This is a genomic window from Nocardioides sp. YIM 152315, assembly GCF_029210375.1.
Lineage (GTDB): Bacteria > Actinomycetota > Actinomycetes > Propionibacteriales > Nocardioidaceae > Nocardioides.
The window spans coordinates 37863-54299 of record NZ_JARGER010000019.1; the positions used below are offsets into that span (position 1 = coordinate 37863).

General features: G+C 73.1%; 16 protein-coding genes and 1 tRNA gene. 12 read left to right on the plus strand and 5 right to left on the minus strand.

Annotated features, from left to right (window positions below):
• Positions 1–33: 33 nt before the first annotated feature.
• The 5 genes from PZ894_RS06780 to PZ894_RS06800 all read left to right on the plus strand — a co-directional run bounded on the left by PZ894_RS06780 (position 34) and on the right by PZ894_RS06800 (position 4071).
• Positions 34–807 carry an SGNH/GDSL hydrolase family protein gene (locus PZ894_RS06780; protein WP_275743734.1) on the plus strand — a complete coding sequence of 258 codons (774 nt, stop codon included), beginning with the start codon at positions 34–36 and terminating at the stop codon, positions 805–807.
• Between the two features lie 26 nt (positions 808–833).
• Positions 834–909, plus strand: a tRNA-Gly gene (locus tag PZ894_RS06785).
• Positions 910–1171: 262 nt separating this feature from the next.
• Entirely contained in the window at positions 1172–2380 is a 1209-nt protein-coding gene (locus tag PZ894_RS06790; RefSeq protein ID WP_275743735.1) for a C39 family peptidase, read from the plus strand.
• Positions 2380–3429 (plus strand): hypothetical protein, encoded by a 1050-nt coding sequence (locus PZ894_RS06795; protein ID WP_275743736.1) that lies wholly within the window; start codon positions 2380–2382, stop codon positions 3427–3429. Before PZ894_RS06790 ends, PZ894_RS06795 begins: the two co-directional genes overlap by 1 nt.
• A gap of 9 nt (positions 3430–3438) precedes the next feature.
• Positions 3439–4071, plus strand: coding sequence for a DUF2461 domain-containing protein (locus tag PZ894_RS06800; protein ID WP_275743737.1), 633 nt, complete (start codon positions 3439–3441; stop codon positions 4069–4071).
• A gap of 100 nt (positions 4072–4171) precedes the next feature.
• Here the strand turns inward: PZ894_RS06800 and PZ894_RS06805 are convergent, their stop codons facing one another.
• Together PZ894_RS06805 and PZ894_RS06810 are read right to left on the minus strand one after the other, a co-directional pair.
• Positions 4172–4624, minus strand: a complete 453-nt coding sequence (locus PZ894_RS06805; protein ID WP_275743738.1) for a nuclear transport factor 2 family protein — start codon at positions 4622–4624, stop codon at positions 4172–4174.
• 32 nt (positions 4625–4656) lie between these two features.
• Positions 4657–5115 (minus strand): Rrf2 family transcriptional regulator, encoded by a 459-nt coding sequence (locus PZ894_RS06810; RefSeq protein ID WP_275743739.1) that lies wholly within the window; start codon positions 5113–5115, stop codon positions 4657–4659.
• 198 nt (positions 5116–5313) lie between these two features.
• Between PZ894_RS06810 and PZ894_RS06815 the strand changes: the two genes are divergently transcribed.
• The gene (locus tag PZ894_RS06815; RefSeq protein ID WP_275743740.1) at positions 5314–7185 is read left to right on the plus strand and encodes an acyl-CoA dehydrogenase; all 1872 of its coding nucleotides are present in this window, start codon (positions 5314–5316) and stop codon (positions 7183–7185) included.
• Between the two features lie 73 nt (positions 7186–7258).
• Here PZ894_RS06815 and PZ894_RS06820 read toward each other — a convergent pair whose 3' ends face one another.
• Entirely contained in the window at positions 7259–8629 is a 1371-nt protein-coding gene (locus PZ894_RS06820; protein ID WP_275743741.1) for a PLP-dependent aminotransferase family protein, read from the minus strand.
• Here PZ894_RS06820 and PZ894_RS06825 point away from each other — a divergent pair.
• The gene (locus PZ894_RS06825; protein ID WP_275743742.1) at positions 8628–9581 is read left to right on the plus strand and encodes a DMT family transporter; all 954 of its coding nucleotides are present in this window, start codon (positions 8628–8630) and stop codon (positions 9579–9581) included. The two genes, PZ894_RS06820 and PZ894_RS06825, sit on opposite strands and share 2 nt — an antisense overlap.
• Here the strand turns inward: PZ894_RS06825 and PZ894_RS06830 are convergent.
• A complete protein-coding gene (locus tag PZ894_RS06830; RefSeq protein ID WP_275743743.1) occupies positions 9532–10398 on the minus strand; it encodes a LysR family transcriptional regulator ArgP in 867 nt (288 codons plus the stop codon). The genes PZ894_RS06825 and PZ894_RS06830 overlap by 50 nt on opposite strands.
• Positions 10399–10467: 69 nt before the next feature.
• Between PZ894_RS06830 and PZ894_RS06835 the strand changes: the two genes are divergently transcribed.
• The 4 genes from PZ894_RS06835 (at position 10468) to PZ894_RS06850 (ending at position 13591) form a co-directional block, all read left to right on the plus strand.
• Positions 10468–11076 carry a LysE/ArgO family amino acid transporter gene (locus PZ894_RS06835; RefSeq protein WP_275743744.1) on the plus strand — a complete coding sequence of 203 codons (609 nt, stop codon included), beginning with the start codon at positions 10468–10470 and terminating at the stop codon, positions 11074–11076.
• 34 nt (positions 11077–11110) lie between these two features.
• Complete coding sequence (locus PZ894_RS06840) at positions 11111–11926, plus strand: maleylpyruvate isomerase family mycothiol-dependent enzyme (RefSeq protein WP_275743745.1); 816 nt, start codon at positions 11111–11113, stop codon at positions 11924–11926.
• Positions 11923–12861 (plus strand): oxidoreductase, encoded by a 939-nt coding sequence (locus PZ894_RS06845; protein WP_275743746.1) that lies wholly within the window; start codon positions 11923–11925, stop codon positions 12859–12861. The genes PZ894_RS06840 and PZ894_RS06845 overlap by 4 nt, the downstream gene beginning before the upstream one ends.
• An 82-nt stretch (positions 12862–12943) precedes the next feature.
• The gene (locus PZ894_RS06850) at positions 12944–13591 is read left to right on the plus strand and encodes a hypothetical protein (protein ID WP_275743747.1); all 648 of its coding nucleotides are present in this window, start codon (positions 12944–12946) and stop codon (positions 13589–13591) included.
• A gap of 170 nt (positions 13592–13761) precedes the next feature.
• Here the strand turns inward: PZ894_RS06850 and PZ894_RS06855 are convergent, their stop codons facing one another.
• The gene (locus tag PZ894_RS06855; protein ID WP_275743748.1) at positions 13762–14448 is read right to left on the minus strand and encodes a VC0807 family protein; all 687 of its coding nucleotides are present in this window, start codon (positions 14446–14448) and stop codon (positions 13762–13764) included.
• 136 nt (positions 14449–14584) lie between these two features.
• Here PZ894_RS06855 and pgm point away from each other — a divergent pair, with 136 nt between their 5' ends.
• Positions 14585–16213, plus strand: a complete 1629-nt coding sequence (gene pgm, locus PZ894_RS06860) for a phosphoglucomutase (alpha-D-glucose-1,6-bisphosphate-dependent) (protein WP_275743749.1) — start codon at positions 14585–14587, stop codon at positions 16211–16213.
• The last annotated feature ends 224 nt before the right edge of the window (positions 16214–16437 follow it).

The following is a 16437-nucleotide window of genomic DNA, read 5'->3' on the forward strand; positions in this document are numbered from 1 at the left end:
TGGGCGCCCGGCGGCCACCCGGACAATGAGACCGTGAGCTTCCAGCGGTACGTCGCGATCGGCGACTCCTTCACCGAGGGCGTCGGCGACCCCGACCCCACGCGCCCCAACGGCCTGCGCGGCTGGGCGGACCGGACGGCCGAGGTGCTCGGCCGCGACGCTGCATCGTCCGGGGGAGCGTTCGGCTACGCCAACCTCGCGATCCGCGGCCGCAAGCTGCCCGCGATCCTCGACGAGCAGCTCGAGCAGGCCATCGCGCTGGCGCCCGATCTGGTCACGATCTACGCCGGCGCCAACGACATCCTGCGGCCGAAGGTCGACCTCGACGGCATCGTCGAGCGGTACGACGCGGCGCTCGGCCGGCTCGCCGCCACCGACGCGCGGCTGGTCGTCTTCACGGCCTTCGACCCGGGCGGCTCGGCGATCTACCGCCCGCTGCGCGGACGGTTCGCGCTCTACAACGAGCTGGTGCGCACCAGCGCCCGCGCGCACGGCGCCACCGTCGTCGACTTCTGGACCATGCGGGAGTACCGCGACTGGCGCTACTGGGACCCCGACCGGATGCACCTCGGCCCGGCCGGCCACCAGCGGATGGCGATCGAGGTGCTCGACACCCTCGGCGTACCCCATGACCTCGAGCCGCTGCCGCTCACCGACCGCCCGCCGCTTAGCAGGTCCGAACAGCGCCGCGAGAACATCGCCTGGGTGCGCGGGATGGCGCTGCCCTGGGTCCACCGGCGGCTGACCGGCCGATCCTCCGGTGACGGGCTGGACCCGAAGCGCCCCACGCTCGCGCCCATCGACTAGTATCTGGCCGACCCTTCGGGGTCACTGCGGATGTAGCTCAGTTGGTAGAGCGCGACCTTCCCAAGGTCGATGTCGCGAGTTCGAGCCTCGTCATCCGCTCCACTCACCGACAAGGTCGCGCCCACGAGCGCGACACTCTGTTCGACATCGATGTCGCGAGCTCGAGCCTCGCGGCCGACCAGGCCGGGCGGCGGTGGGATAGGCACCGTTTCGGTGCCCGCGAACCGAGCCGGATCCACCGCCGCCCGCCTGGCCCCCGGTTGCGCGCGGGGCTGCCGTGACTGATGTGAAACTTGACCAGACCAGTGACGCACGGTGACAGTGGAGCGACCGCCCGCTTCCCCGTCCGGTCTCGAGGTCCCCGATGTCCCGCCCCCGCTGGATCGCCGTCGGCATCGGCGCGCTGGCCGTGCTGCTCGCGCTCACCCCGTTCATCCCCCGGGGTGACGACGACGAGGGCGCGCTGCGCCCGTCGGGCGAGGAGCGCGGTACGCCGGACCGCGGGCTGCGACCCGCGAACGCCGCAGGTCCGTCCCGGGTCACCCCCGCCATGCGCGCCGAGATCGATCGGGTCGTGGCGGCCGGGCGCAGGATCGGCCGCCCCGGCACCAAGGCCGGTGCCGCCGCGGCCGATGCGGTGCGCTGCGCCGACCTCGACGGGCAGCGCTACTGCCTGGGCGTCGGGTGGACCGACGACACCGAGGCCGACGTACGCGCCCGCGTCGCCGCAGCGGCCGGCGAGGCGGCCCGCGCCCGCGCGACGAGGACCACGACCGGCGACCTCGACGCGGCCGCCGCGCTCGCACGCGTCGCCCGGATGGCGCCCGCCGAGCGCGCCGCCGCCGAGCGCGCGGAGCTGACCGCCGCCGCTCGGGCGGTCGCGAAGGTCTGGCTGCTCCGCCACGAGCTCCAGGGCACGCCGCTCCCCCGCGGGTTCCGCGCCCGCCACCCGGAGGCACGCGCCACCGACACCGCCCGGGCCACGGTCCGCAGGACCGCCGCCGACTACCCGCGCCGGTCGAAGATCCTGCGCTGGCGCCATGCCCGGGAGCAGAACCGCACGTACTGGTGCGGCCCGGCCACGATGCAGGCGATCGCCTGGGGCTGGCAGGACCGGGTGCGCACCCAGCGCCACTGGGCGCGCCGGCTCGGCACCACCCGCGACGGCACGTCCATCACCGACATCGTGCGGGTGGTCAACCGCGACACCGGCTACGACCGCCGCCGACGCGCCGGACCGTACATCGCGCTCGACGTGAGCGACTGGTCCTTCCGGCAGTGGCGGCTGCTGATGATGCGGCACATCCACGACTACCGTGCACCCGTGGTCCTGCACCCCGTGCTGCGCCGGGAGTACTACCCCTACCTCGCCGGCGACGCCTCCGGGCACTTCCAGGTCGGCCGCGGCTACGACAAGCACGGGCGTCGCCCGCTGCTGCTCGGCTACTTCGAGCCCTGGAACCAGCAGCGCTTCGACCCCTCCGAGCCCTACATCGCCCGGGTCCAGTGGCGCCAGGCCTACAAGAGCTACCGCGCCAACCAGGACCATCCGTTCCACAACGTGGGGGTCTGATGCGGGTCCGGTACGCCGCGGCCGCCGCGCTGCTGGTCTCCGTCGCGGCGTGTGCGTCGGACGACGAGCCCGCCCCTCCGGACGAGCCCGACGCGGCGTCCCCGCCTCCGGCGGCGACCACCGGCGACACGGAACCGCTCGACTGGCGCCCCGTCGCGGGCACGGTCGACGACCCGGTCACCCGCAACGGCGAGTGGACGCTCACCGTGACCGCCGACGGCGGGTCGTGGGAGCTGTCCGGCTCCGACTCGGGGACGGGCGAGGGCGCCGGCCCCGGCTGGCGGGTGAGCGACGCGCTGCTCGACGAGGACTGGGCGGTCGTCGTGCTCCAGGACGAGACCGAGCAACGGCCCGGTCGGGCCACGGTCACCGACCTCGAGTCCGGGGAGACGTTCCGGCTCGACGGACGGTCCGACGTACCCACGACCAACGGCGGCACCTGGGCGCTCGGCGACGACCGCCTCCTGCACGCGACCGTCCGGGACGGGGCCTACTGCCTCGCCGACGTCGACCTCGCCTCCCGGGAGTCGGAGGTCGCGTGGTGCGCGCCCGACCGTCAGGGCTTCAACGCCGCGCACGCGACCGATGAGGGAGACACGCTGCTGACGTTCGACGACGGACGGCCGTCGTGCCGCACGGTCGTGACGGTCGACGGCGGCGCCACCGAGCCGTTCCCCGGAGCCGCGGAGTGCAAGGGCTGGGAGGGGGTCCTGGTCGACGGCGGCGCCGTCTGGTCCGAGATCCCGCGCGAGCGGCAGATCGAGCGGGCCGAGCTCCATGCCCGCGCCGGCGACGAGTCCGTCGACCTCGGCCCCGGGGTTGCCGGCAGCCTGGTCGAGTGCGCCGGCGCGGCGTACTTCGTGCGCGACCCGCAGCAGCAGGGCGATCCCGCGACCCTGATGCGCTGGACGGTCTCCGACGGTCTCACCGCCGTCTACGAGTCGCCGGCGGGCCAGGCGTTCCTCGAGCCGCCGCGCTGCGGCGGCGACGCGATCACCGTCACCGCACGCGCCTCGTCCGGCGACGAGCAGGTCACCGCCGATCTCTAGGCTGGGAGGGTGACGTTCACCGGCTTCCCCGTGGCGGGACTCGACTTCTACGACGACCTCGAGGTCGACAACACCAAGTCGTTCTGGGAGAAGCACAAGGCGGTCTACACCGACTCGGTGCGCCGGCCGATGGAGGCGCTCTGCGAGGCGCTCGCGCCCGAGTTCGGCGGCGCGAAGGTGTTCCGCCCGTACCGGGACGTGCGGTTCGCCAAGGACAAGACGCCGTACAAGACCCACCAGGGCGCGTTCGTGCGGGTCGGCGAGTCGACGGGCTGGTACGTCGAGCTCTCCCCGCGCGGTGTGCGCACCGGCGGCGGCTTCTACGAGGCGAGTGGCCCGCGACTGGCGGCGTTCCGGGACGCCGTCGCCCACGACCGCTTCGGCCCCGAGCTCGAGAAGATCCTCCGGTCGCTGGGGAGGAAGGGCTTCGAGATCGGCGGCGACCGCCTCAAGACCAGCCCGCGCGGGTACGACGCCGACCACCCGCGCATCGAGCTCCTCCGGCACCGGTCGCTGACCGCCGGCCACCCGCTCGGCTTCGAGCCCGTCATCCACACTCCCGAAGTGCTCGACCTCGTCCGCGCCGACTGGCGCGCGCTGCGCCCGCTCGTCGAGTGGTGCGCCCGCCACGCGAGCGCCTGAGAGTCGAGTCGGGAGTTCTGACGGTTGAGTCGGGACTTTCGGTCACCAGGTCCCGACTCGAGTGTCGAAAGTCCGGACTCGACTGTCGAGAAGTCCCGATTCAACCCTGGGTGAAGCTCGCGATCGTGCGGTCGGGCTCCCAGTAGGCCCTCATCGACGCGACCCGGCCGTCGTCGTGCACGACGTAGACCATGATCAGGTCGGTGGTCGTGTGACTGCCGTCGGGGAACGACGTCCTGATCCGGCCGATGTTGGCGCAGGTGTTGCTCCCCGGGTTGGCGAAGGAGTCGTTGATCTCGAACTCGAACGTCGCGATCGGCGCGATCGCCTTCTGCCAGAACGCCGAGATGCCCTCGTGCCCGCGATGGCCCGCGCCGTCCGGGTCGAACATCGACGGCCCGACGGGGTCCTCGATGACCGCGTCCTCGGCGTACACCGTGAGCCACTCGGCGAGGTCGCCCCTCGCCACGGCGGAGTAGGAGCGCTGCGAGGCGGCGCGCGCCGGGTGGTCGTCGTTCGGCGCGTTCCAGGTGATGGCGTCGGAGGAGATCATGACGGCATCCTAGGCCCGAATTGAAACGTGTTCTAGTGTGGCTGCCACGCCTCTTCGCGGGCGGTGCGCGCGGTGACCGCGTCGGGCAGCTGCCGGTCGGCGAGCTGCTGGATCGACACCTGCTCGAAGACGTCGCGGAGCGAGTCGCGCGCCGCGATCCACACGTGCTGCAGGACGTCGGCGGTCTCGTTGTAGGTGACCGCCTCGGGGCGCAGGCCGTAGACCGACACCAGCGGCCCGTCGACGGCACGGATCACGTCGGCGACCGAGACCTCGGCCGCCGGCCGCCCCATGCGCCACCCCCCCGACTGGCCGCGCTGCGACATCACGACGCCGGCCCGGCGCAGGTCGGCGAGGATCGCCTGGAGGAAGCCGTGCGGGATCTCCTGGCGCCGACCGAGCTCCTCCGCGCTCACGGCCCGCCCGTCCACACGCGAGGCCATCTCGATCAGCGCGCGCAGGGCGTAGTCGGACTTGGCGGAAACTCGCATGGGTCAAGTGTGTCAGATGTGTCGACTTGTTCACTCGACCTTGGACGGTACGCCGGGCGGCCACCGGCCCCGCACCGGCGCGGTCGGACCGAGGTTCGGGAGGGGGTGTTGCCGGGTTACTGACGGGTACGTAGGATGGATGTTACCGACGAGTACCGTCCGAGGCTTTCTCGGAGATCCCAGGCTGAAGGTGGGGCTGTGAGCCACTACAAGAGCAACATCCGCGACATCGAGTTCAACCTGTTCGAGGTCCTCGGACGCGACCAGGTGCTGGGCACCGGTCCGTTCGCCGAGGTCGACACCGAGACCGCCCGCGCGATCCTCGCGGAGGTCGACCGGCTCGCCCGCGAGGACCTCGCCGAGTCGTTCGTGGACGCCGACCGCAACCCACCGGTCTTCGACCCGCAGACCCACACCGCTCCCCTGCCCGAGTCGTTCAAGAAGAGCTACCAGGCCTGGATGGACGCCGAGTACTGGCGCCTCACGACGTTCGCCGAGCTCGGCGGCACGCCCGCGCCGTCCAGCGTCTGCTGGGCGATGGGCGAGCTGGTGCTCGGCGCCAACCCCGCCATCTGGATGTACGGCGCGGGCCCGATGTTCGCGGGCGTGCTGTGGCGCAACGGCAACGAGCGCGACCGCAGGATCGCCCAGCTGGTCGTCGACAAGGGGTGGAACACCACGATGGTGCTCACCGAGCCCGACGCCGGCTCCGACGTCGGCGCCGGCCGCACCAGGGCGACCCCGAACGACGACGGCACCTGGAACATCGAGGGCGTCAAGCGGTTCATCACCTCCGCCGAGGGCGACCTCTCCGACCAGATCATCCACATGGTGCTGGCCCGGCCGGTCGGCGTCGAGGGCGCGGGCGGCCCCGGCACCAAGGGCCTCTCCCTCTTCATCGTGCCGAAGTACCACTTCGACGTGGAGACCGGCGAGCTCGGCGAGCGCAACGGCGCCTACGTCACCAACGTCGAGCACAAGATGGGCATCAAGGTGTCCAACACCTGCGAGCTGACCTTCGGCGACCCGGGCGTCGGCGGCGGCGAGCCGGCGGTCGGCTACCTGCTCGGCGAGGTGCACAACGGCATCGCGCAGATGTTCCAGGTGATCGAGAACGCCCGCATGATGGTCGGCACCAAGGCCATCGCCACGCTCTCGACCGGCTACCTCAACGCGCTCGAGTTCGCCAGTGAGCGGGTCCAGGGCGCCGACCTCACGCAGTCCTCCGACAAGACCGCACCGCGCGTGACGATCACGCACCACCCCGACGTGCGCCGCTCGCTGATGACGCAGAAGTCGTACGCCGAGGCGATGCGTGCGCTCGTGCTCTACACCGCCACCTGGCAGGACCGGGTGATGCTCGCCGAGCACCGCGTGAAGACCGAGGGCGGTGAGCGCGACGAGCTGGCCGAGAAGGTCAACGACCTGCTGCTGCCGATCGTGAAGGGCTACGGCTCGGAGCGCTCGTGGGTGCTGCTGGGCACCGAGTCGCTGCAGACATTCGGCGGCTCCGGCTTCCTGCAGGAGTACCCGATCGAGCAGTACGTCCGCGACGCCAAGATCGACACGCTCTACGAGGGCACCACCGCGATCCAGGGTCAGGACTTCTTCTTCCGCAAGATCGTCAAGGACCAGGGCGCCGCGCTCGGTCACCTGGCCGGCGAGATCAAGCAGTTCGTCGACAGCGAGGCCGGCAACGGTCGCCTCAAGCTCGAGCGCGAGCTGCTGGCCACGGCCCTCGACGACGCGCAGGGGATCGTCGGCCACCTGATCAACGACCTGATGTCCGCCCAGGACGAGGTCCGCAACATCTACAAGGTCGGCCTCAACACCAGCCGCCTGCTGATGGTCCTCGGCGACGTCGTCTGCTCGTGGCTGCTGCTGCGCCAGGCCGAGGTCGCGCTGGCGAAGCTCGGTGGCGACCCTGGCAAGGACATGGCGTTCTACGAGGGCAAGGTCGCCGCAGCGCAGTTCTTCGCCCAGAACGTGCTGCCGAAGATCTCCGCCGAGCGAGTCCTGGTCGAGTCGACCGACCTCTCGATCATGGACCTCGACGAGTCCGCCTTCTGAGCGACCGACGCCGACCCGCCCGACGTAGTTGGACGGTGAGCTCGCGAGCTCGCTCATTTCGGGCGGGTCGGCGTCATCTCAGCGACTCTCCGATGACCTGGGTGCCGCGCTCGAACGAGCCGGGGTCGGGGCCGGAGAAGTTGAGGCGCACGAAGCAGCCGGCGGGCTCGGCCGGGAACCACTCGTCGCCGGGCGCGATCACGACGCCCTCGGCCTCGCAGTCGCCCGCGAGTCGGCGTACGTCGGTGCCGTCGGGCAGCCGCAGCCAGAGGTTGAGCCCGCCCGCGGGCAGCTCGAAGGTCGCCTGCGGCACGTGCTCACGCACGGCGGCGGCGAGCAGGTCGCGGCGGGCGCCGAGCTGGCGGCGCAGGGCCCGCAGGTGCGTGCGCCACGACGGCTGTGTCACCACGTCGAGGGCGACGGCCTGGAGCAGTCCGCTGACGTACATCGACTCGGCCTCGACGTCGGCCAGGATCCGCTCGCGGGCGGGCCCGCGAACGACGACGCCGGCGACCCGCACCGACGGCGACACGCTCTTGGTGAGCGACCGCAGGTGGACGACGTGCCCGCTGCCGTCCCGTGCCGCGAGCGGGACCGGCTCGGCGTCGATCCCGAAGTCGTGCGCCCAGTCGTCCTCGATCAGGAACGCGCCGTGGTCGCGGACCAGGTCGAGCACCCGCTCCGCGACGTCCGGCGACCACCGGGCGCCGGTCGGGTTCGCGAAGCTGGGCTGGGCGTAGAACGCACGCGCACCGGTGCGTGCGAAGGCACGGGCGAGCTCGTCCGGGTCCGGGCCGTGGCGACCGCTGGGCACCGGCACCACCTCGACCCCGACCTGGGCGGCGGCGAGGATGGCACCCCAGTAGGTCGGCGACTCGACCACCAGCGGCCGTCCCGCGCCGACCAGTGACCGGAACGCGGTGGCGAGGCCGCTCTGGCTGCCCGGGACGACGACCACGTCGTTGGCGGCCGCGCCCACCTCGGCCGCGAACCACGCCTGCAGCTCGGGCAGGCCCGCCGACGGCGGGCGGGTGACCGCGGCGTCGCGGCGCGCCGCCCTGGCGTAGGCGGAGCGGACCAGCCGGTGCGGGAGCAGCTCGCGGTCCGGGTAGCCGGAGTGCAGCGCGACGGCGTCGCTCGGGGCGGTGCGCAGCGCGACGGAGCGGCGCAGGCCGCGCCGCGGCTGGGCGCCCAGCGCCGCGGTCTGCCACCCGTGGTCGTGCGGGCGCAGGGCGCTCATCTCGCGGACGAACGTCCCCACCCCGGGCCGGGTCTCGACGGCTCCCCGGGTGGCGAGCGCGCGCAGCGCCTTCTGGACGGTGACGGGGCTGACGCCGTGCTCGGCGACGAGCGCGCGGGTCGAGGGCAGCCGCGCCCCGGGCGGCGCCTCGGCGATCCAGGCGTGCAGGCTCGCAACGATCCGCGAACTGCTATCGTCGTTCATGAAGCAGCACGATAGCGCTACTCTTCCCCGGCTGGCGCCGCTACCGACGTCCCGGAGCGGTCCCGGATGGGGCCTGCTCGGCGTCCTGGCCTTCTCGTTCACGGTGCCCTTCACGCGCATCGCCGTCGACAACGGGATGCACCCGCTCTTCGTCGGGTGCGGCAGGGCGGTGGTCGCCGCCGCGCTCGCGGGCGTCGCCCTCGCGGCGACCCGCCAGGGCCGGCCGCGCGGCCGGCAGTGGGTGCGGCTGGCCGTGGTCGGCGCCGGCGTGGTGGTCGGCTTCCCGGTGCTGACGTCGTTCGCGCTGACCACGGCGTCGGCCACGCACGGCGCCGTGGTGATCGCGCTGCTGCCCGCGGCCACGGCAGTCATGGCCGTGCTGCGCGGGCACGAGCGGCCGCCGACGGCGTTCTGGGTGCTCGCCGCCTGCGGCGCGGTCGCCGCCGTCGTCTTCGCCGCGCTCCAGGGCGGCGGCCTCGGCGGCCTGCACCGGTCGGACCTGCTGCTCTTCGGCGCGGTGCTCGCCGCGGCCATCGGGTACGCCGAGGGCGGGTTGCTCTCCCGCGAGCTGGGGCCGTGGCAGACGGTGTCGTGGGCGCTCGTGCTGGCGGCTCCGGCGATGGCGGTGGGCACCGCCGTCGCCGCCGCCCACCAGCCGCCGGACGCCGGGGCGGGGGAGTGGGCGGCCTTCGCCTACCTCGCCGTCGTGAGCATGTACCTCGGCTTCTTCGCCTGGTACCACGGGCTCGCGATCGGCCCGATGACGCAGGTGAGCCAGGTGCAGCTGGTGCAGCCGGTGCTGACGATCGGCTGGGCGGCCCTGCTTCTCGGCGAGCAGGTCACCTGGACCACCGTCGTGGGCGGCACGGCCGTGATCGCGTGTGCGGGCACGGCCGTGCGGGTCAGGCTCGACGCAGGGAGGCGCCGGCGGCGCGACGTACGGCGTCCGTGAGCCGGTCGAGCACCGGCGAGTCCAGACGCCAGCGCTGCCAGTGCAGGGGCACGTCGACGTGCAGGCGGCTGCCGAGCGGCACCAGCCGGTCGTCCAGCTGGGGGACCGGGATCATCCCCCAGCCGAGGCCGAGGCGCACGGCCTCGAGGAAGTCGGCCGACGTCGGCACGCGATGGACCACGGGCGGCTCGGCGATCCCGCGCGCGGCGAGGAGGTCGTGCTGCAGGCCGTCCTTCTCGTTGAACACCACCATCGGCATCGCCGCCCAGTCGGGGCCGCGGCCGCGCCGCCATCGGTCGGCGACCTCGGGGGTCGCCGCGGGCACGTAGCGCAGCCGCCCGAGGTGCTCGACCGAGCAGCCCTGCACCGCGACCGGCTCGGAGGTGACCGCGGCCAGGACGCCGCCGCTGCGCAGCAGGTCGGCGGAGAACGCCTGGTCCTCGACGTGCAACCGCAGCGCGACGTCGCCCCAGCCGGCGACCTCGGCGAGGGTCCCGCGAAACCAGGTGGCGAGCGAGTCGGCGTTCACGGCGACCGGCACGTCGACGACGGAGGCGTGCCCGTGCGCGAGCGCGTCACGGACCTCGTCGTGGAGGAGGTGCGTCTGCCGGGCCAGCCGGAGCAGCACCTCGCCCTCGGCGGTCGGTCGGCACGGCGTGGTGCGCTGCACGACCACGCGGCCGACCTGCGACTCGAGGGCACGGATGCGCTGGCTGATCGCGGACGGCGTCACGTGCAGCGCCCGGGCAGCGGCCTCGAACGTGCCGTGGTCGGCGATCGCGACGAGGGCAGCGAGCTGGGACGGCGCGAGGTCCATGAAGCCATGCTAATGGTTGTTGAAAATCATTCGCTGGCCTTCATCGTGACCGCGTCCTAGCGTGGCCGCGTGCTCGACTCCCTCTTCGCCGGACTGGTGACCGGCCTGTCGCTCATCGTGGCGATCGGCGCGCAGAACGCCTTCGTGCTGCGCCAGGGACTCGCACGCGAGCACGTCGGCCCGGTCGTCGCGATCTGCACCCTCTCGGACGTGGTGCTGATCACCGCCGGCGTCGCGGGCATCGGCACGATCGTCGAGCGAGCGCCATGGGCGATCGACCTGATCCGATGGCTCGGCGTCGCCTTCCTGACCTGGTACGGCGTGAGCTCGCTGCTGCGGGCGCGCGGGTCCGAGTCGCTGCACGCGAACGGCAACGGCGGCGCCGGCACGTCGCGACGGGGCGCGGCGCTCAGGGCGCTCGCGCTCACCTGGCTCAACCCGCACGTCTACCTCGACACCGTGCTGCTGCTCGGCTCGATCGCCAACCACGAGGGCTCGGTCGGGCGCTGGTGGTTCGCGGTCGGCGCTTGCGCCGGGAGCACCCTGTGGTTCTGCGGGCTCGGCTTCGGCGCCCGTCGGGCGAGCGGGCTGCTGTCGCGGCCACGCGCGTGGCAGGTCCTCGACGTGCTGATCGGGGTCACGATGCTGGCGATCGCCGTCTCGCTCGCGATCGGCTGAGGCGGAGTCGGGCACGACCACTAGGGTGCAGGGCATGTCGGACCAGCAGCTCCTGAGCGAGTACGTCGAGGTGTGGTGGCAGGCGATCAACGACTTCACCGAGCTGCTGGAGGAGCTCGACGAGTCGGACTGGGCGACGCCCACCGACCTCCCCGGCTGGGACGTGAAGGCGGTCGCGTCGCACATCGCCCACCTCGAGAGCAGGCTCGCCGGGCAGCCCGAGGAGTCCGCCGACGTCGGCGAGCCGCCGCACGTCACCGGCATGATGGGGCTCTACACCGAGATCGGCGTGGTCAACCGCCGCGAGGCGAGCCCCGACGCGATCATCAACGAGATCCGCTCGGCCGCGACCGCTCGCCACACCGCGCTGCTGGCCGACCCGCCGACCGACCCGGCTGCCAAGCCGGAGCCCATCTTCGGCGGGGTGCCGTGGGACTGGCGGACGCTCCTGCGCAACCGCCCGCTCGACGTCTGGATGCACGAGCAGGACATCCGCCGCGCGGTCGACCGACCGGGCGGCATGGACTCGGCGGCCGCGCGGCACACGGCCGACTACCTCGCCGAGGCACTCGGGTACGTCGTCGCGAAGCGCGTCGGCGCGCCCGCGGGCACGACGGTCGTGCTCGAGCTCGACGGCAGCTCGCCGTTCGCCTTCGGGGTCGACGAGTCGGGCCGGGGCGAGCGGCTGCCCGACCTACCCGCCGAGCCGGCCGTCCTGCTGCGCATGGAGCGCGAGGCCTTCATCCGGCTGGCCGGTGGGCGCTGCCTGCCCGACCCCGGGACGGTGGAGGTCGTCGGCGACGAGGAGCTCGCGCGGCGCATCCTCGACGCGATGGCCACCACGCCGTGAGCCGCGCCGACCGCTGGACCACTGCCGACCTCCCCGAGCTGACCGATCGCACGGTCCTGGTCACCGGCACGACGGTCGGCGGCCTCGGACACTTCACGTCCCTCGAGCTGGCCCGCCGCGGCGCGCGGGTCGTGCTCACCGGCCGCAACCCGGCCCGGGTCGCGGAGACCCGACAGGCGATCCTCGACGAGGCGCCCGGGGCGGCGCTGGAGCAGGTCGAGCTCGACCTGGCCGACCTGTCCTCGGTGCGCCGTGCGGCCGCGGCCGTCGCCGGCCTGGGCCCGATCGACGTGCTGGTCAACAACGCGGGCGTGATGGGCACGCCGTACTCCCGCACCCCCGACGGCCTCGAGCTGCAGATGGCGACCAACCACTTCGGCCCCTTCCTGCTGACCGGGCTGCTGCTGCCCCAGCTCATCGCGTCGGAGCACGCGCGGGTCGTGACGGTGTCGTCGCAGATGCACCGCGTCGCGCGCTCCGCGCCGCTCGACGACCCGCGCACGTCGCACGGCCGCTACCGGCGCTGGCCGGCCTACGGCCAGTCGAAGCTCTCCAACCTCCTCTTCACCTACGAGCTCGAGCGGCGGCTGCGGCGCGCGGAGCTGCCGGTCAAGGCGCTGGCGGCGCACCCCGGCTTCGCGTCGACCCACCTGGCCGCGAACGGTCAGTACGGCCGCTCGACGGGCGGCATCGCCTCGGTGCTCGACGGCGCGATCAAGGTGGTCTCGCCCAACACCGCCGCGCGCGGTGCCTGGCCGACGCTGATGGCGGCGACGGCCGACCTGCCCGGCGCGTCGTACGTCGGACCGGACGGCTTCATGGAGTGGGGCGGCCGCCCGCGGGTCACGAGCAGCAACCGGCTCTCGTACGACGAGACCACCCAGCGCCGGCTCTGGCAGCTCAGCGAGCAGACCGTCGGCATCACCTACCCCTGACGGCCCCGGCTCCGACCAAAGTCATGCGGGTGTGGACCCGCGACCGATGTGGGCGACGCCGCCCGTGGGCGAACGTGGACCGGTGAGCACGCAGACCTGGACGTCGACCGTCGACGGTCGCACCCACCGCGTGGAGGCCGAGGAGGGCTTCCGCCGCCGGGTCCGCTGGTACGTCGACGACGAGCTCGCGGCCGAGAAGAGGTCGGCCGACGAGAAGATCCGGCTCGAGGCGCCCGCGGGGCGGCTCCTCGTCCGGTTCACCACGCTCGGCGCGCCGCGGCGCGCGACGCTGCTCTGCGGCGACGGGCCGCTCGACGACGGCATCGACCTGACGCCCGAGCCGGACTCGAAGGCGGCCCGGCACGAGCAGGCCGTACGGGACCATCCGGAGCGGTATGCCCTGGTCCAGGCCGCCGGCGGGGTCGCCAAGGTCGTCGTCCCGATCCTGCTGACCGTGCTGCTCGCGCGGGTCGCGTTCTCGCTGCCGCTGCCCTCGATCCCGACCCCCGACCTGCCCTCGCTGCCGCGGCCCGACCTGCCCTCGCTCCCCCTGCCCGATCTCCCCGACCTGCCGGACTGGTCGCCGCCCGGATGGGTCGAGCGGGTGCTCGACGTGGCGCACTACGTGTGGCCCGTGGTGCTCGCCTACGTGCTCGCCCGCGCCGAGATCCGGCGCCGACGCCGGCAGGACGATCAGCGGCGACAGGACGACCCCGGCGAGTCGCGCTGATCCCGCGCGCCGGCAGTCGCTAGCATCACCGTCGACGGTCGTCCGGGCACAGGAGGTGCGGGGCGGGCGTCGGCCCCGGGTGCCGCACGCAACTCTCGTTGTATCGGGTCACACACGCGGGGCCGGCACGCGGTAGCTGCCTCCAGGGACGGGGAAGCCCCTCGAGGCGGCTACTGCCGCGTCCGCGCCGGGACCAGGCCCTCGCGCCGCCCGACGTACGCCGCGGCCGCGATGGTCGTGACCATGGCGCCGGCGTTGACGGCGAGGACGACCACCGCCTTCACCGGGATGAACACGTCCAGCGGCTGGGTGAGCAGCAGCCAGATGCCGAAGGTGCCCTTGGTCAGCCACAGGGCCGCCCACAGCAGCGTGAGCCCGCGGAAGAGGGCCCGGATCCGCGGCCGCGCGGCGAGTTCGTCGTCGACGGGGTAGAAGTCGCCGGCGAGCCTGGCGACCAGCGGCCGACCGGTGCGCAGCGAGAGCAGGAAGACCGAGCCGATCACGGCGTCGACGATGATCGGCTGCAGGAAGTAGAGGAACGCGCTGTCGGTGAGCAGGGCGAGGGCCGTGCGTCCGGTCAGCACCGCCGTGGTCAGCACGAGCAGGCCCGGCGTACGCCGTCCGCTCAGGGCCCGCCACGCGAGCGTGCCGTAGGACCAGCCGAGGGTGGCGACGATCGCGGTCCAGACGCCGGCCACGTGGAAGACGGCGTAGAACACCGTCGCCGGCACCACGCACCCGATCGTCAGGTTGAGCCCGGCGCGCCGGGCGACGGCCCCGAGCCGGGGCGGCGCGGGCAGGTGGATCGACGCCGCGATCGGCGGGATCGGAGCGGGTGCTGCGGCAAGAAGAGACATGGCGGCCCTGGGCTGGCGACGTTGACAGGGGATTCATCGGCGAAGGTGCCCGATGACCTGAGAGGTGTCCCCCGGCCGCCCGGCCCACACCTCCAGACCGGAGTGAGGTGGGTCTCGGCACGGCATGATGGCCTGCATGTACGACGCCCGAGCCGGCCAGCCCGCGGAGCCCTCCGACCTCGTCGACGTCGCCCACCTGGTGACGGCGTACTACACGGGCGTCCCCGATCCCGACGACCCCGCGCAGCAGGTCGCCTTCGGCACGAGCGGCCACCGGGGCTCGTCGCTGCGGACGGCCTTCAACGAGACACACATCCTCGCGACGACCCAGGCGATCGTGGACCACCGGAGGTCGCAGGGGTACGACGGGCCGCTCTTCCTCGGCCGGGACACCCACGGGCTCTCGGAGCCGGCCTGGGCGTCAGCGCTCGAGGTGCTCGCGGCGAACGACGTCACCGTGCTGGTCGACGACCGCGACGGCTACACCCCCACCCCGGCGGTCTCGCACGCGATCCTCCGCGCCAACCGCGGCGGCGGGACGGCCGACGGCATCGTCGTGACCCCGTCGCACAACCCGCCGTCCGACGGCGGCTTCAAGTACAACCCACCCCACGGCGGGCCGGCGGACTCCGATGCGACGTCGGCGATCGCCGACCGGGCGAACCAGCTGATCCGGGGCGGGCTGGCCGAGGTGCGGCGGGTGCCGTTCGCCCGGGCGCGGGCCGCGGCCACGGCGTACGACTTCCTGGGGACGTACGTCGACGACCTGCCGAGCGTCGTCGACCTCGACGCGATCCGGACGGCCGGCGTCCGGATCGGCGCGGACCCGCTGGGCGGCGCGTCGGTCGCCTACTGGGGCGAGATCGCCGAGCGGCACCGCCTCGACCTGACCGTGGTGAACCCGCTCGTCGACCCGACCTGGCGGTTCATGACGCTCGACTGGGACGGCAAGATCCGGATGGACTGCTCGTCGCCGTCCGCCATGGCCTCGCTCATCGCGCAGCGGGACCGCTTCGACCTCGCGACCGGCAACGACGCCGACTCCGACCGGCACGGCATCGTCACCCCGGACGCCGGGCTGATGAACCCGAACCACTACCTCGCCGTGGCGATCGGCTACCTCTTCGGTGGTGCGCGCCCGGACTGGCCGGACGCCGCCCGGATCGGCAAGACGCTGGTGTCGTCCTCGATGATCGACCTCGTCGCACGATCGATCGGGCGGGAGCTCGTCGAGGTGCCGGTCGGCTTCAAGTGGTTCGTGCCCGGACTGATCGACGGCTCGTTCGGCTTCGGCGGCGAGGAGTCCGCCGGCGCGTCGTTCCTGCGCCGCGACGGGTCGGTCTGGACCACCGACAAGGACGGCATCATCCTCGCCCTGCTCGCCTCCGAGATCCTCGCGACCACCGGTCGGTCGCCCTCCGACCACTACGCCGCTCTCGTCGAGCAGCACGGCGAGCCGGCGTACGCCCGCATCGACGCGCCCGCCTCCCGCGAGCAGAAGGCGGCCCTGGCCGCCCTCTCGCCCGACGACGTCACCGCGACCGAGCTGGCCGGCGAGGAGATCACCGCGAAGCTCACCGAGGCGCCCGGCAACGGCGCGAAGATCGGCGGCCTGAAGGTGACCACCGAGTCGGCGTGGTTCGCCGCCCGCCCCTCGGGCACCGAGGACGTCTACAAGATCTACGCCGAGTCGTTCCGCGGCCCGGACCACCTCGCCGAGGTGCAGGAGCAGGCGCGAGAGGTCGTGGGCGCGGCGCTGGGGTGAGTGAGCGGTCGAGGCGCGAAGTCCTCGCAGAGCGAGGTCCACCAGCGGTGAGAGTTGGCCCGCAGGCGCGAGCGGTCCTCCCGGCCGGGACCTGCGCAGCGAGAGGCCACACTCCCGCCAGGGACTCTCCTGCTCAGTGGTCGATGTGGCGGCCGCTGCCTGTCACGTTCTGCGGTGGAACTGGACCTTCCCGGTGGGCAGGTAGGTCGTGTCGTAGTTCGAAT